Genomic DNA, 16007 nt, shown 5'->3' with positions numbered 1-16007 from the left:
CACGCGATGTGCCCGCGCCGTGGATCAATAGTCGGCGCGTTCGCGGTCGATGCGCATGCCGCCTTCCTGATTGCGATGATACGGCTCGTCGCTAGGCCGTTCGCGCGCGATACGCATGACGTCCGGATTGGTCCGCACACGCCGCATTACGTTGGCGAGATGCACGCGGTCGCTGACCTGGATGACGAAGCGCAGCATCTTGGCTTCCTGCGAGACGTCTTCATCCATGGCGATATGGACGATGTTGGCATCCGCCGACGTAATGTCCGCCGCGACGCGCGCAAAAACGCCCTTCGTGTTTCTGACGAGCACCTTCACCGCGACATCGAACAAACGTCCCGGCTGCGGCGCCCACGCGACGTCGATCCAGCGGCCCGGATCGCGCCGATGAATTCGCTGCGCCACGCGACATTCGGTCGTATGAATGGCCATGCCGAGCCCGATGCCGATATAGCCCATGATGTCGTCGCCGGGAATCGGCCGGCAGCACGCGGAAAGCTGCACCGACATGCCTTCCGTGCCCGTGATGACAACTGGCGGCGCCGTATTCGTATTGACGTGATCGCGCGGCGAGTGATCGTCGTCGTCGCGGCCGTTCATCAGCACTTCGATGCGCTTGGCCATGACCGCCGCCACGCGCCTTCCAAGACCGATATCCGCGAAAATCTCCTGACGCGTCTTGTTGCCCGTCCATTGCACGAGCTTTTCCCAGACTTCCGGCGTGACATCCGAAAGCGCCAGACCGTAGCCCTTGAGGCTTTGATCGACGAGACGTTCGCCCAGCTGCACGGACTCGTTCAGGCGCATTGTCTTCAGATAGTGACGAATGGCCGAGCGCGCCTTACCCGTGCGCACGAAGCCGAGCCACGCGGGATTCGGCTTGGAGTACGGCGCGGTAATGACTTCGACGATATCGCCGCTCTTCAACTCCGTGCGCAGCGGCAGCAATTCGTTGTTGATCTTCACCGCGACGCACTGATTGCCGAGGTCGCTGTGGATCGAATACGCGAAGTCGAGTGCGGTCGCGCCGCGCGGCAGCGGCATGATCTTCGACTTCGGCGTGAAAACGTAGACGGCGTCCGGGAACAGGTCGATCTTGACGTGTTCAAGGAACTCGCTCGAATCGCCTGCTTCGCTCTGAATGTCGAGCAGCGACTTGAGCCACTGATGCGCGCGCTTTTGCACGTCGTTGAGGTCGGCGCCACCGTTCTTGTAGAGCCAGTGCGCCGCAACGCCCGCCTCGGCGATCTCGTGCATCTTGCGCGTGCGAATCTGGAACTCGATGGGCGCGCCGAACGGACCGACCAGCGTGGTATGCAACGACTGATAGCCATTGACCTTCGGAATGGCGATGTAGTCCTTGAACTTGCCCGGCACCGGCTTATAGAGCGCATGCAGCGCGCCGATGCACGTATAGCATTCGAGCGCGCTTTCCACGACCACGCGAAAACCGTAGACGTCGAGCACTTGCGAGAACGACAACTGCTTGTCGCGCATCTTCTTGTAGATGCTGAAGATCGTCTTTTCGCGGCCGGTGACTTCGGCGCTGATCTTGGCGTCCGCGATGGTGCGCTGAACGGCTTCGAGAATCTTGCCGACCACTTCGCGCCGGTTGCCGCGCGCCGCCTTCACCGCTTTTTCAAGCGTGGCGTAACGGGTCGGATTGAAATTCGCAAAGCTCAAATCCTGCAGCTCGCGATACGTATTGTTCAGACCCAGCCGATGCGCAATGGGCGCATAGATGTCGAGCGTCTCGCGCGCGACGCGACGGCGCTTTTCCGGCGGCACCGCGCCGAGCGTGCGCATGTTGTGCAGCCGGTCCGACAACTTGACGAGGATGACGCGGACATCGCGCGCCATGGCCAGCAGCATCTTGCGGAAATTTTCCGCCTGCGCTTCCTCGCGATTGCGAAATTCCATCTTGTCGAGCTTCGACAAGCCGTCGACCAGTTCGGCGACCTTCGCGCCGAAGCGCTCCGCGATCTCCGTCTTGGTGACGCCCTGATCCTCGATCACGTCATGCAGCAGCGCCGCCATGATCGATTGCGCATCAAGCTTCCAGCCCGCGCAGATTTCCGCAACGGCAACCGGGTGCGTGATGTAGGGCTCGCCGCTTTGACGATACTGCCCGAGATGCGCTTCGTCGCTGAAATGGAAAGCCGACTTGACTTCCTTGATCTCTTCCGGCGAAAGATAGCCTGCAAGCGTGTTCGTCAGTTTCGCGATGGAAACGACGTCGTGCTTGCGCGGCTGTTCCGGCGTGGCGGTGGGCCCGAACAGATGGCGAAACGACTGTTCGAGGACCGCATCGATATATCTGCGCGCCGCTTGCGGCTTGTCCGCGTCGAGCACCGCATCCTGATCGATTTCGATGTCGGGTTCCACGGAGGCGGAGACGGGCAACGGTGCTTGACTCATGTTCGCCTCCGTGGGTAAGTGACGCGCAATGTCGTCCGGTTAGGAGAGTTGAAACGCCATGCAAAAAACAGCGCCCGTGATGAGGATCACACGGGCTGTTACGAAGGCGAAGGCAATTAAACCGGCACCTTCTTCAACATTTCGACGCCGACCTGGCCGGCCGCGATTTCGCGCAGCGCAACGACCGTAGGCTTGTCGCGGCTTTCGATCTTCGGCGTATGGCCTTGTGCGAGCTGACGCGCGCGATAGGTCGCTGCAAGCGCGAGCTCGAAGCGGTTAGGAATTTGTTTCAGGCAGTCTTCGACGGTGATGCGGGCCATGTTTGTTTCCTTCTCGATATGTACTTTATTCTACCTTATGTGACCGGCATGACCCGGCCACTACTTCGCGTCATTGCGCCTGCGCGGAGTGAATGCCGAGCTCCACGAATAGCTCCGTATGACGCGCGTATTGCGAGGTGAAGCGCAGCCGCGTCGCCTTGACGAGACACTGCAACTCGGCGAGCGCGCGATCGAAGTTCTCGTTGATCACGACGTACTCCGCTTCCGATGCATGCGCCATCTCGCTGCCGGCTGCAAGCAGACGCCGCACGATCACTTTCTCCGAGTCCTGGCCGCGTTTTTTCAGACGGTCTTCGAGCGCGTCCAGCGAAGGCGGCAGAATGAAAATCTCGACCGCATTGCGGAACTGCTTCTTCACCTGCTGCGCACCCTGCCAGTCGATTTCGAGCAGCACGTCGTTGCCGTTACGCATCTGATCCTCGATCCACACCTTCGAGGTCGCGTAGTAGTTGCCGTGCACTTCGGCGCTTTCGAGGAATTCGCCTGCCTTGTGGCGTTCCATGAATTCATCGACGGAAACGAAGTGATACTGCACGCCGTTGCTTTCCTTCGGGCGCGGGTCGCGCGTCGTATAGGAAACGGACAGGCGGATAGCTTCGTCCTGTGCAAGCAGCGCGTTCACGAGCGTGGACTTGCCCGCACCCGAAGGCGCGACGACCATGAACAGGTTGCCCGGATAAATGCCCGTGTAGTTGCTGTGCGAGCGGTGCGTGTTGTTCGGCATGATGTTGCGTTACTCCAGATTCTGTACTTGCTCGCGCATTTGTTCGATGAGCAGTTTCAGCGTCATCGATGCATCCGCGAGTTCCTTCGCCGCGGCCTTCGAGCCGAGCGTGTTTGCTTCGCGATTGAGCTCCTGCATCATGAAGTCGAGGCGCTTGCCGACCTTGCCGCCCTTTTGCAACACGTGGCGCGTTTCGGTCAGATGCGCGGTGAGCCGCTGCAATTCCTCGGCGATATCGATACGAATACCGTACATCGTCACTTCCTGGCGAATGCGCTCGGCAATTTCCTCGCGCGGCACGCTCGCCGATGTGGCGCCGTCGTTCGTCGCAATGCCGAGCGCGTCTTGCAAGCGTTCGACGATCTTCTGCTGATGCTTCGCGATCAATTCCGGCACGAGCGGCGTGATGCGCGCGACGATGGCTTCCATCTCCGTCACGTTGTTGATGAGCACCGCGCCCAGCGCCGCGCCTTCACGCGCGCGCACGTCGATGAGATCGGCGATTGCCTGCTTGCCGCACGCGAGCACGGCTTCGCGCAACGTGTCTTGCGACACCGAGCTCTCCTTCAGCACGCCAGGCCAGCGCAGAATTTCGCCAGTGCGCATGCGTTCGGAGTCGCGAAACACGTCGAGCACGGCGCGTTCGAGCGCGGCGAGTTGCGTGAGCGCTTCGCGATTGAGCGCGCCCGCGTTGGCCGTCTGCTCCACGCGATTCAAATTGATGCGGATATCCACCTTGCCGCGCGAAAGCTTGCTCATCAGCATTTCGCGCAATTGCGGCTCGCTTGCGCGCACGTCTTCGGGCATGCGGAAGTTCAGATCGAGGAAGCGCGAATTCACCGTGCGCAATTCCACCGATACACCGACGCCTGAACCGCCCGCGCCATTGGGTCCCGCGCCATCCGCGACGACTTCGCGGGTCGCGCTGGCATAGCCTGTCATGCTGTAGATCATGGTACGTCTCGCGATGTGAGCCTTCGTTGCGAAGGCCGTTTCGATACGAGCGCCCGGCGCGCTTGAGGGTGCGCTTCAGTGGCACGCGTATGGCCGCCGGGCGAGGAACCCGCATTATCCCATTTTTACTGCCGCGCCCGCCGATATGACGCCTCGCGGCGCTTGCCGCGCGCGACAACGCCGGCTTTGGATTAACGATAAAATCGCGCACACGCCGCGCTTTCGCGTTATTCCCGCGTCTTTATCGAGCGCCGGCACTTTCATTACGCGTTCAACTCCACTCTGGCCCATCCATGACCGACTCTCCCCTGCTGAAACCTTCCGTTCCGCGTCCGGGCGGCCGCCGCGCGAATCAATTGCGCGACGTGCGCATCACGCGGCACTACACGAAGCATGCGGAAGGCTCGGTGCTCGTCGAGTTCGGCGATACCAAGGTCATCTGCACGGCGAGTATCGCCGAGCGCGTCCCGGAATTCCTGCGCGGGCGCGACCAAGGCTGGCTCACCGCCGAATACGGCATGCTGCCGCGCGCCACGCATACGCGCAACGACCGCGAAGCCGCGCGCGGCAAGCAGACCGGCCGCACGCAGGAGATCCAGCGGTTGATCGGCCGCGCGCTGCGCTCCGTATTCGATCTGAACGCGCTCGGTCCGCGCACGCTGAATATCGACTGCGATGTCATCCAGGCCGACGGCGGCACGCGCACGGCGAGCATCACGGGCGCGTTCGTCGCCGCGCATGATGCCGTCACGAAGCTCGTCGCGAATGGCCGTATCGCGCAATCGCCGATCAAGGATTTCGTCGCGGCCATTTCTGTCGGCATCTATCAGGGCGCGCCCGTGCTCGACCTCGACTACGAGGAAGACTCGCAGTGCGACACCGACATGAACGTCGTGATGACGGGCGCGGGCGGTTTCGTCGAAGTTCAGGGCACGGCGGAAGGCGCACCATTTTCGCGCGACGAAATGAACGCGCTGCTCGACCTCGCGGACAGCGGCATAAAAGGCCTGATCGCGAAGCAGAAAGCTGCACTGGGGATAGAAGGTGTCTGATACGGCAACACTCGGACGCGTGGTGCTCGCGTCGAACAACGCGGGCAAGCTGCGCGAATTCGCATCGCTGCTGGATGCGGCGGGAATCGAATTGATCGCGCAGGGCGAACTCGGCGTGCCGGAAGCCGACGAACCGCACGCCACTTTCGTCGAAAACGCGCTGGCCAAGGCGCGCCACGCCGCGACGCTTACCGGCCTGCCCGCTTTGGCCGATGACTCCGGCCTTTGCGTACGCGCGCTGAACGGCGCGCCCGGCGTGTATTCGGCGCGTTTCGCCTCGATGCACGGCGGCGTGAAAAGCGATGCGGCCAACAACGCGCACCTCGTCTCCGAACTCGCCGACAAAGCCGACCGCCGCGCCTATTACTTCTGCGTGCTCGTGCTCGTGCGTCACGCGAACGATCCAGAACCGCTCATCGCCGAAGGCCGCTGGCACGGAGAAGTCATCGACACGCCGCGCGGCGCACATGGCTTCGGCTACGACCCGCACTTCTTTTTGCCGACGCTCAACGCGACGGCTGCCGAACTCGATCCGGCACGCAAGAACGCGCTTTCGCATCGGGCGCTGGCGCTGCGTGAACTGCTGCAACATCTCAAGGAACTTGCGTGAGTTCCGGTCCGAAGACAATCAATGTCGTGCAGGCATTCACGTCGCCGGGAAGCATCCGGCTCAAGTCGTTGCCGCCGCTCGCGCTTTACGTGCATTTCCCGTGGTGCGTGCGTAAGTGTCCGTATTGCGATTTCAACTCGCACGAGTGGAACGGCGATGCGTTCCCCGAGGACCGTTACCTCGACGCCTTGCGTGCCGATCTCGAAAGCGCGCTGCCGCTCGTGTGGGGACGGCAGGTACACACCATTTTCATCGGCGGCGGCACGCCGAGCCTTTTGTCCGCGAAAGGACTCGACCGGCTGCTTTCGGACGCGCGCGCCTTGTTGCCCATCGACGCCGACGCCGAGATCACGCTCGAAGCCAATCCCGGCACATTCGAAGCCGCGAAGTTCGCGCAGTTTCGTGCGAGCGGCGTGAACCGCTTGTCGATCGGCATTCAGAGTTTCGACGAAACGCATCTGAAGGCGCTCGGCCGCATTCACGATGCAACGCAGGCGCGCAAAGCCGTGGAAATCGCGTCGAAACACTTCGACAATTTCAATCTCGACCTGATGTTCGCGTTGCCGAAGCAGACGCTCGACGAATGCCGCCGCGATATCGACACCGCGATCGGCTTTGCGCCGCCGCATTTGTCGCTGTATCACCTGACCATGGAGCCGAACACGCTCTTCGCGAAATACCCGCCCACGCTGCCCGACGACGATGCCGCTGCCGACATGCAGGACTGGATTCACGAACGCACGCGCGATGCCGGCTACGAGCATTACGAAGTATCGGCGTATGCGAAGCCGCATCGGCAAAGCAAACATAACCTGAATTACTGGCGCTTCGGCGATTACCTTGGAATCGGCGCGGGCGCGCATACCAAGCTCTCGTTTCCGCAAAAAATCTTGCGGCAGGCGCGCTTCAAGCATCCGGCGACATTCATGGACCAGGCGCTTTCGCCCGGCCAGAGCGCGATTCAGGACGAGCGCGAAGTCGGACCGCGCGATCTGCCGTTCGAATTCATGCTCAACACGCTGCGTCTGGTGGAAGGCTTTCCGGTGCATTCGTTCATCGAGCGCACGGGCTTGTCGATGTCGGCTATCGAACCCGCGCTCGTCGAAGCGGAGAAGCGCGGACTCATCACGCGCGACTTCGAACGCATTGCGCCGACCGAGCTCGGCCAGCGCTTTCTCAACGATCTACAGGAGCTGTTCTTGAAGGATTCGCAAAATTGAGCGCGCCCACGTTGGGATCGGACTCGGTGATGCGGCATCGTCCGTTTGCGCTTTTCTGGAGCGCGCGGGTGATGTCGTCGGTGGCATTTCAGATGATGTCGGTGGCGATCGGATGGCAGGTTTATTCGATCACGCATAGCGCGTTCGCGCTCGGGCTCGTCGGACTCGCGCAGTTCCTGCCGATGTTCGTGCTCACGCTCGTCGTCGGCCATGTGGCGGATCGTTACGACAGGCGCACGATCGCGTGGGTTTGTCAGGGCATCGAGGGCGCCGCGGCGCTCTGTCTGTGCGCGGGCGCGTGGCATGGCTGGCAAAGCGTTGCGCCCATTTACGCGATCGCGGCGATCACGGGCGCGGCGCGCGCGTTCGAATCGCCATCGATGGCGGCGTTGCTGCCCAATCTCGTCCAGCGTTCGCAATTGCAGCACGCGACGGCGTGGTCCACCTCGGCAAATCAGACGGCGCAGATTCTCGGCCCGGCGATGGGCGGCCTCCTCTACGGCCTCGGCGCGTTGACGGTGTATGGCGCGGTAGCCGTCGCGTTTCTCGGCGCGGCGTTTGCCGTGGCGGCGATCAGGATCGATGAAGCTGTCCGCATGCGCGCGCCGCTGTCGTTCGAGGCGCTGTTTTCGGGCATCGCCTTCATCCGCAAGAAGCCGGTGATCCTTGGCGCGTTGTCGCTCGATTTGTTCGCGGTGCTGCTCGGCGGCGCGACCGCCCTCTTGCCGGTGTTCGCGCGCGACATCCTGCATACCGGACCTTGGGGCTTGGGTGTCTTGCGCGCGGCGCCGGCCGTGGGTGCGCTTACCGGCTCGATCTGGCTGGCGCATTTTCCGTTGCGGCAGCGTGCGGGCACGGCGCTTTTCGGTGGCGTGATTGCGTTCGGCATTGCGACGATCGTGTTCGGCTTGTCGCGCAACATTTATTTGTCGCTGGTGGCGCTCGCGGCGCTGGGCGCATCGGATGTGATCAGCGTGGTCGTGCGCATGTCGCTCGTGCAGTTGCAGACGCCCGATGAGATGCGCGGACGCGTCGGCGCGATCAATTCATTGTTCATCGGGACGTCGAATCAGCTCGGCGAATTCGAATCGGGGATGACTGCGGGCTTGTTCGGCGCGGTGCCGGCGGTGTTGATCGGCGGACTCGGAACGATTGCCGTGGCGCTTCTATGGATGCAACTATTTCCCGCCTTGAAAGCGACGCGCTCGCTCGAAGGCTGATGGTTCCGAAGCGCGTTTGAGTGCGCTACAATACGCGCCTTGCTGGAGGTGTGGCCGAGCGGTTTAAGGCACCGGTCTTGAAAACCGGCGAAGGAGTGATCCTTCCGTGAGTTCGAATCTCACCGCCTCCGCCACCCCCTGTGTCCCCGCTCGTCTGTACTTCTCTGAATCAATCCCCCAAACGCCCGTCATATAAGGCTCTCCGCCCGAAAAGGCTCTCCGCCCGAAACCCCTTTTCGCTACTTGTGATCGCCTATATCCGTTTAGTCGTAACGTTCTTCGGGGGCTAGTTCGGAGGTAGGAAAGAATGTCGAGAATTGCGAAGGAGCTGGAGCGCTGGCGGTATTTCGAATAACCACGCCGGGTGTCCATCCGGTCGGCAAGGTTCCGGGTCTGCGTCCACAGGTCAGCGCCAGGGGCGCGCTTTCGTGAATACTGCGCGCCACCGTGGCGGGTAAGGTCCGGGACATGAGATAGGCTTGGGGTGTCCATACTCGGCCGTCACCCTGAAGGACGCGCACGAGCGCGCAGGCCGCTCGAATCAGTATCGAAACGGCGTCGATACAGTACTGGCGCGCAAGGAGACCGTCTGCGCGCCGAGAGCGCAACAGAAATCACGTTCGAGGACGCGGCTAAGCGTTTCATGGACGCGAAGGAATCCGAGTGGCGGAACCCCAAGCACGGCGACCAGGCGCAACACCCTGTCGACCTACGCCTACGCTGTGGCGAGCTGATGGTCCGGCACATCAACCGGACGCACATCACGGAGATACATGTACGCGGCCAAGTACCCCAAGGCCGTCGAAAGTCTCACGAAGGATAGCGACGCCTTGCTCGTTCTATTACATCCCTGCCGAGCACTGGCAGCATGTGCGGGACCACGAATCCGATCAAATCGACATTTGCACAGTGCGCCATCGCACGAGTCGCATGCGCAACTGTTTGTCGTGCTCGGCCTTACTCGATGGCGTTCAAGCCGATCGAATCGGCCGACCAGGCCCTGGAGGGAGATCCGCGGCGTCGACAAGATCGAACCGCTTCTGAGAGCATTCCCTTCAAGGACGGCATTCCGGTGATTGAAAGCGCACCGGCTCCCTAAGCGCTGGCCGCCTGATCACGCCGTTCCGCCCGCGTACACCAGTCTTTGATGACTGCTCGCGGAATAGTTCAGGGCGATGGTTGGCATCCGCGTGAGCGGTCCTGAAAATTGGCGCAGCACAGACAAGGGTTTTGATTACCGCGATTGCGCGATGTGGTCAGCTAACAGAAGAAGGTTTGAACGGTTAGCGGCGGGTCAGCGTGGGTCGCTTTAGGCACGGGCATTTTGCGTTTGCGAAACCCGGGAACGAACACCGACGCCGGGTGACGATGAGTCAACCGGGCGTCGGTGTTTTGCATGCGTGCGCGCGACGATCGCCGCATCGGGGGATCGCGCGAATTTCGCCGGCAAGCGAAGTTTGCGATGACTTCATGAATGTCGACAAGATGATCTCGACCGTCTCGCCGCCATGCCTGCTCGCATTGCGTTCAATTTTCTGGACGTCGCGACAGAATGCCTGCTCGGCCAGCGCCACAATCAGCGCGAGCGCGATCAAGAATCTCTTCGATCTGGCGGGGAATGGCGTTCAGGTTCGCTAAATATTTCTCACGCCAATCTTCGTCACGCCGGCCTGCGAGATGAGGTTTGGCGCGCTGAAGTCGATATTGTTTCGCTGCCTTTCAAATGTATTTCTTACTATTAAATAACATATACATACAAAATCATTTCGTCGATTAAGTGCGTGGCTAGGCGCTTATCTGCAATTTGTTTCGCCTATCTCTACATTTGTTGATCAATTTCTTCTTCTCTCCGTTTTGTAATCGATTACAATATCTGCCTGTTGTCAATAATTCGACAGCCCTAAGGCCGATCATCTCAACGGCGTCGCCGTCGACAAGGCAAGCGAGTACATATAAAACTCTATGTATTATTGAAGTTCAGCATCTCTTAATGAACAATTATCAACTTAACGAAGTAAGAGCATTAGAAGACCCAGGCCTCGCAGCCCTCGTCACCATCGCCCGCTTCCACAACATTGCGGCCGACGCAGCCCAGCTCAAGCACGAAGCCGCAATCACCACAGGGCAGTTCACTGATAAAGATCTGATACTCGCGGCGCGCAGCCTCGGCCTTAAGACGCGCAGTGTTCCCTTTCGCCCCGAGAAACTGACGACGGCTCCCCTCCCCGCGCTGATTCTGGAGCGCGACGGCAACCACTTCATTCTCGCTAAAACAGATGGCAAGACCGCGCTGATCCTCGAACCGGGCAGCGCAGCGCCCGTCGTCAAGCCTCTCGAGGAAATTGTCGAAAGATGCAGTGGCCAGATGTTGCTGTTTGCCTCACGCGCTTCGCTCGCGGGCGAACTCGCGCGCTTTGACTTCTCGTGGTTCATCCCGGCAATCGTCCGATATCGCAGGCTTTTGATTGAAGTGCTTGGCGTGTCGCTCGTGCTGCAACTGTTCGGCCTCGTGTCGCCGATGATGTTCCAGGTGGTGATGGACAAAGTGCTGGTCAACCGCACGTTCAGCACGCTCAATGTCGTGTGCATCACGTTGCTCGTCGCGTCCGTCTTCGAGGTTCTGCTCACAGGCCTGCGCAACTATGTGTTCTCTCATACAACGAATCGCATCGACGTCGAGCTCGGCGCGCGCCTGTTTCGGCATCTGGTGGCGCTGCCGCTCGCTTACTTCGGCGCACGCCGGGTCGGCGACACCGTCGCGCGGGTGCGCGAGCTGGAGAACATCCGCAATTTTCTGACCGGACAGGCGCTCACGGCGATCATCGATCTCGTCTTCTCTGTCGTCTTTATCGGCGTGATGTGCGTGTATAGCGTACCGCTCACGCTTATCGTGATCGCCTCGCTGCCCGTGTGCGGCGCCATTTCCGCGCTGCTCGTGCCGGCCTTTCGTTCTCGGCTTAACGAGAAGTTTGCGCGCGGTGCGGATAATCAATCGTTTCTAGTGGAATCTGTTTCAGGCGTCGAAACGCTCAAGGCGATGGCCGTCGAACCGCAGTTCATCCGGCGCTGGGAATCGCAGTTGGCGGCATACGTTAGCGCGGGCTTTCGCGTCAACCAGCTCGGCAACATCGGGCAGCAACTGATCCAGCTGGTCGGCAAGCTCGTCACGTTAGCGACGCTCTTCATCGGTGCGCGCCTCGTCATCGAGGGACGTTTGAGCGTGGGCGAACTGGTCGCCTTCAACATGATGTCGCAGCGCGTGAGCGGCCCCGTGCTGCGTCTCGCGCAGCTGTGGCAGGACTTCCAGCAAGTCGGCATCTCGATGCTGCGTTTGGGCGACATCCTCAACACGCGCACTGAACTGCCCACGACGCGCCAAGCGTTGCCGGCCATTCGCGGCGACGTCCAGTTCCAGAACATCCGCTTTCGCTACCGCCCGGACGGGCGTCCGGTGATCGACAACGTGTCGATCGACATCCGCGCGGGTCAGGTCATCGGAATCGTTGGCCGTTCGGGATCGGGCAAAAGCACGCTCACGAAGCTGCTGCAGCGGCTTTACATTCCCGAGCAAGGGACAGTGCGTATCGACGGCATCGACCTCGCGCTCGCCGATCCCGTCTGGCTGCGCCGACAGATTGGCGTGGTGCTGCAAGAAAACCTGCTGTTCAACCGTTCGGTGCGCGAAAACATTGCGCTGTCCGACCCTGGCGTGCCGCTCGAAGCGGTAATGGGCGCCGCTCAGATCGCCGGTGCGCACCAGTTCATCTGCGAGCTGCCCGAGGGCTACGACACGGTGGTCGGCGAGCACGGCAGCAACCTGTCGGGCGGCCAGCGCCAGCGCCTTGCGATCGCTCGCGCGCTGCTGACCAATCCCCGCATCCTGATCTTCGATGAAGCAACGAGTGCGCTCGACTTCGAAACCGAACGCGTGATCCGAGACAACATGAAAGCGATCTGCGCGGGACGCACGGTCATTATCATCGCGCACCGGTTGAGCGCGGTGCGTCACGCGGACCAGATCATCGCGATGGACGGTGGACGCGTCGTCGAACAGGGTAATCACGACGCGCTGTTGCAGCATGCGGGCTACTACGCGCATCTCGTCTCGATTCAGGATAACCAATGATGCGATCAGCCAAACTTCAGGCGTTCGTCGATCTGATTCGACGTTACGCCGCCGTGTGGCGCGCGGTGTGGGACGTCCGCGCGCAACTGGAGTGCCCGCCGCGTGCGGCCGACCAGCTCGCCTTCCTGCCCGCCGAACTGGAACTCGTCGAGACGCCAGTCCATCCGGCGCCGCGCTGGGCGATGCGCGTGCTGATCCTCCTCAGCGTGATCGTACTGCTGATCGGCTTGATCGGACGACTCGACATCGTGGTGACGGCCAACGGTCAATTCATTCCGAATGCGCGCGTCAAGACAATCCAGCCGGCGATTACGGGTGTCGTGCGTGAAATCAAAGTGCGCGATGGCGAACGGGTTGCAGCGGGCCAGTTGCTGATGAAGCTGGACACCACGCTCGCCGCTGCCGATGCCAATAAGGCGCATTCGACCTGGCTCGATGCCCAACTCGCTGCGGCTCGCGCGAATGCATTGCTGAGTTCGCAACGTGAGAACCGGATGCCGGTGGTGGCACACGTCGAGGGCGCACCCGACGCGCGCATGCAGGACGCGCAGCGCCAGGCCGAGGGCGCGTGGCTTGAATATCGCGCGCAGTACGATGGTGCGCACGCGGAACTGCTCAAGCAGCAAGCGTCGCTGGACACCACGCGTGCGGAGATCGCGAAGCTTGCGCAGACCTCGCCTCTCGCGCGCCAGCAGGCCGATTCGTATCGCGCGCTGGTCGACCAGAAGTACGTTGCGCGCAACGACTATCTGCAAAAGGAACAGGACGCGCTCGACAAGGAGCACGAACTGAGCGCCCAGCGCAGCCATGCGAACGAACTGGCTGCGGGCATCGAGGGACAACGGGCGCAGATCGAGGCGACCGTATCGAAGTTTCGTCGTGCCCTGCTCGATGAACTCGAAAAGGACACCCAGCAGATCGCGCAGAGCCGCAACGACGACACCAAGGCGCAAACGCGGCAGTCGCTGTTAAGCCTGACAGCGCCGGTTGCGGGCACCGTGCAGCAGCTTGCCGTTTACACGCTGGGCGGTGTGGTGACGACGGCGCAATCGCTAATGGAGATCGTGCCCGACGACGCGCTCGAGGTCGAAGCAAGACTGCAAAACAAGGACATCGGGTTTGTCGAAGTCGGCCAGCACGCGGCGGTGAAGATCGAGGCGTTTCCGTATACGCGTTACGGCTATTTGAACGGCACCGTCACATCGGTTTCCAACGACGCCGTGCAGGACAAGAAGCTCGGTCCCACGTTTGCGGTGCGCATCCATCTAAATACGAATCGCATTCACGTCGACAAACGCTGGATCACATTGACCCCAGGCATGGTCGTAACGGCCGACATTTGCACGGGCAAGCGCAGCGTAATTGGTTACTTCTTTGATCCACTGCTGCGCACGGCACAGGAGAGTATGCGTGAACGCTAAACATATGACGCGAATCGCGTTGCTTATCGGGTCGATGTTTCTGGGCGGCGCCGCTCACGCGTTCGACGTATTGCGCGCCGAACAGGACGTTTCCGTGACGCCCGCCGGTTCGCTGGTGACGACCTGCGAATTCGCGGAGGCGCCTGGCAAGCCATTGAGGCTGTCGGAAACCGTTGAACGAGCCTTGTGCAACAACCCGAAGACGCGTGACGCGTGGGCCGCCGTGAAAGCGCAGGCGGCGGGCGTGGGTGTCGCGAGGGCGGCTTATCTGCCGACGGTGTCGGCTACCTGGCAAGGCGTGCGTGAAAACTCGGCGACCGATGTCGAGAATTACCCCCAGCTCGGCTCGCACAACTATATTAACGCTGCATATATCAGTGACAACCCTCAAAGGACGTCCGATTTTGAGGTAAGAAACGAAACGGTTAATCTGTTCGGCTCAAATAATACGGTTGAGATGGCCGTTGATTACGTGGCCCCATCCTACCAGCCGTATACGACGGGCTGGGGATTGGCCGGGCTTCAAACCACAACGGGCTCGGTGTCGGTGAACTTCAGCGGTAGCGAAATGGTTCTGAAGGGCAGCGCTGTCGCCGGAACATTGACAGATGGGAATTTGTCGGTGCAACTGGATAACGGGAATGTTGCAACGCTGTCAGGCGTGAGTTCGGGTACGCAAATCGAGTACATCGATGCGTCGGGCCAGGCGACCTGGACCACACTCATGGACACGAATCTGGTGTCGATGGGTGGCAATATGTACAGCGTGACGAATACCCAGAGCGCGATAATGAGCAATTCCTATTTTGACGTCCTTGGCGGCGCATCGCTTAGGCTAAGTGGCTCGTCGAACACAGTCTTTCTAGAGAACGGAGCAGATTCTCCTAGCGGAAGGGCCGTTTGGATAACGGGCGACAACAACTATGTCTCCGCCACTGTGGGGGGATGGGACAATGTCTCGGTGGGTGGCACGCACAATACTGTGACAGCAACGGGCGTTGGTGTTGTTGGTGTTAACTCCTTCTCCGTCCAGGAATTTGGTAGCGCGAATACGGTTACTGTTGGCGCGAACGTGAGAATAATGGCAAATGGTACCGGCTCAACATTCTACGCCATGCAGGGCGGCGACTTGATTATGGTCAATAGCAGTGGCGAAACCATCTATGGCAATAACGACTCTGTGTACTTTCAAGGCGTGGGTTTAACCACGGTCAGAGGTAACGGTAACGATATTAACGTTATGCCGACCTCGGGAAATGCCACGCTCAATCTGAACGGTTCTAACAATACGGTTCATCTGGACGATGGAGCGGCGGTTCAAACCACAACGGGTTCTGTGTCGGTGAATGGCAATGTACTGGTTCTGACCGGCAGCGCTGCTGCCGGGACATTAGCAGGTGGGAATTTGTCGCTGCAACTGGGTAACGGGAACGTTGCAACGATGAGCGGTGTAAGTTCCGGCACGCAAATCGAATACATCGATGGGTCGGGCAAGGCAAGCTGGAGCACACTCACGGACACAGTATCAGCTACGCAAGCTAGTCAGTTGGTGTCCGCGATGGCGTCTTACTCAAGCGCTTCCACCGGTGTCTCCTCTACCCTGTTGATGCAGACGCAAGATAACTCGGCTCTTTTCGCATCGTCGCATCATTAATCACAAGTGACGCTCGCTTTTTAGAAAGTATTTCAAAGTGAGCTAGTGGGATAAGCGGAGGGTTTTTAACCTCCGCTTATCCGCACTGGGATGAGGATTTCAATACTACCCCATCCCACGCAATGCATTTTGCGCACAACGCATGGTGCCCGGGGCAGTCGTCAAGACTGGTCGCGGGCGGAACGGCATGATCAAGCGGCCAGTGCTTGAGGAGCCGTTGCGCTCTTAATCGCCGAATGCCGTTAATCGCCGAATGCCGTCCTTGAG

Annotated in this window: 12 protein-coding genes and 1 tRNA gene; 8 read left to right on the top strand and 5 right to left on the bottom strand. The window is 60.4% G+C overall.

What is annotated here, in order from left to right; translation table 11 throughout:
- Positions 1–24 precede the first annotated feature (24 nt).
- The 4 genes from LDZ28_RS03600 to LDZ28_RS03585 form a co-directional block, all read right to left on the bottom strand.
- Positions 25–2418, bottom strand: coding sequence for a bifunctional (p)ppGpp synthetase/guanosine-3',5'-bis(diphosphate) 3'-pyrophosphohydrolase (locus LDZ28_RS03600; RefSeq protein ID WP_244827354.1), 2394 nt, complete (start codon positions 2416–2418; stop codon positions 25–27).
- Between the two features lie 116 nt (positions 2419–2534).
- Positions 2535–2738, bottom strand: a complete 204-nt coding sequence (rpoZ, locus tag LDZ28_RS03595) for a DNA-directed RNA polymerase subunit omega (RefSeq protein WP_006025620.1) — start codon at positions 2736–2738, stop codon at positions 2535–2537.
- A 70-nt stretch (positions 2739–2808) separates the two neighbouring features.
- Positions 2809–3483: a guanylate kinase gene (gmk, locus tag LDZ28_RS03590; RefSeq protein ID WP_244827353.1), complete on the bottom strand. Its 675-nt coding sequence runs from the start codon at positions 3481–3483 to the stop codon at positions 2809–2811.
- Positions 3484–3492: 9 nt separating this feature from the next.
- Complete coding sequence (locus tag LDZ28_RS03585) at positions 3493–4437, bottom strand: YicC/YloC family endoribonuclease (protein ID WP_244827352.1); 945 nt, start codon at positions 4435–4437, stop codon at positions 3493–3495.
- 293 nt (positions 4438–4730) lie between these two features.
- On the opposite strand from LDZ28_RS03585, the gene rph reads away from it, so the two are divergent.
- The 5 genes from rph (at position 4731) to LDZ28_RS03560 (ending at position 8673) form a co-directional block, all read left to right on the top strand.
- Entirely contained in the window at positions 4731–5489 is a 759-nt protein-coding gene (gene rph / locus LDZ28_RS03580) for a ribonuclease PH (protein WP_244827351.1), read from the top strand.
- Complete coding sequence (gene rdgB / locus LDZ28_RS03575; RefSeq protein ID WP_244827350.1) at positions 5482–6099, top strand: RdgB/HAM1 family non-canonical purine NTP pyrophosphatase; 618 nt, start codon at positions 5482–5484, stop codon at positions 6097–6099. The genes rph and rdgB overlap by 8 nt, the downstream gene beginning before the upstream one ends.
- Positions 6096–7319 (top strand): radical SAM family heme chaperone HemW, encoded by a 1224-nt coding sequence (hemW, locus tag LDZ28_RS03570; RefSeq protein ID WP_244827349.1) that lies wholly within the window; start codon positions 6096–6098, stop codon positions 7317–7319. The genes rdgB and hemW overlap by 4 nt, the downstream gene beginning before the upstream one ends.
- A gap of 29 nt (positions 7320–7348) precedes the next feature.
- Entirely contained in the window at positions 7349–8539 is a 1191-nt protein-coding gene (locus LDZ28_RS03565) for an MFS transporter (RefSeq protein WP_244827984.1), read from the top strand.
- A 44-nt stretch (positions 8540–8583) separates the two neighbouring features.
- Positions 8584–8673 (top strand) — tRNA-Ser (locus LDZ28_RS03560).
- 1239 nt (positions 8674–9912) lie between these two features.
- Here the strand turns inward: LDZ28_RS03560 and LDZ28_RS03555 are convergent.
- Entirely contained in the window at positions 9913–10134 is a 222-nt protein-coding gene (locus LDZ28_RS03555) for a hypothetical protein (RefSeq protein WP_244827348.1), read from the bottom strand.
- A 395-nt stretch (positions 10135–10529) separates the two neighbouring features.
- On the opposite strand from LDZ28_RS03555, the gene LDZ28_RS03550 reads away from it, so the two are divergent.
- The 3 genes from LDZ28_RS03550 to LDZ28_RS03540 are packed head-to-tail and all read left to right on the top strand — an operon-like array spanning position 10530 to position 15740.
- Positions 10530–12665, top strand: coding sequence for a type I secretion system permease/ATPase (locus tag LDZ28_RS03550; protein ID WP_244827347.1), 2136 nt, complete (start codon positions 10530–10532; stop codon positions 12663–12665).
- Entirely contained in the window at positions 12665–14086 is a 1422-nt protein-coding gene (locus LDZ28_RS03545) for an HlyD family type I secretion periplasmic adaptor subunit (RefSeq protein ID WP_244827983.1), read from the top strand. The genes LDZ28_RS03550 and LDZ28_RS03545 overlap by 1 nt, the downstream gene beginning before the upstream one ends.
- Positions 14076–15740 carry a hypothetical protein gene (locus LDZ28_RS03540; RefSeq protein WP_370652085.1) on the top strand — a complete coding sequence of 555 codons (1665 nt, stop codon included), beginning with the start codon at positions 14076–14078 and terminating at the stop codon, positions 15738–15740. The genes LDZ28_RS03545 and LDZ28_RS03540 overlap by 11 nt, the downstream gene beginning before the upstream one ends.
- Positions 15741–16007 lie beyond the last annotated feature (267 nt).

The organism is Caballeronia sp. TF1N1 (assembly GCF_022878925.1).
Taxonomy (GTDB): Bacteria; Pseudomonadota; Gammaproteobacteria; order Burkholderiales; family Burkholderiaceae; genus Caballeronia.
The sequence above is the reverse complement of the archived record's forward strand: the minus strand, read 5'-3'. Positions and strand labels throughout refer to the sequence as shown.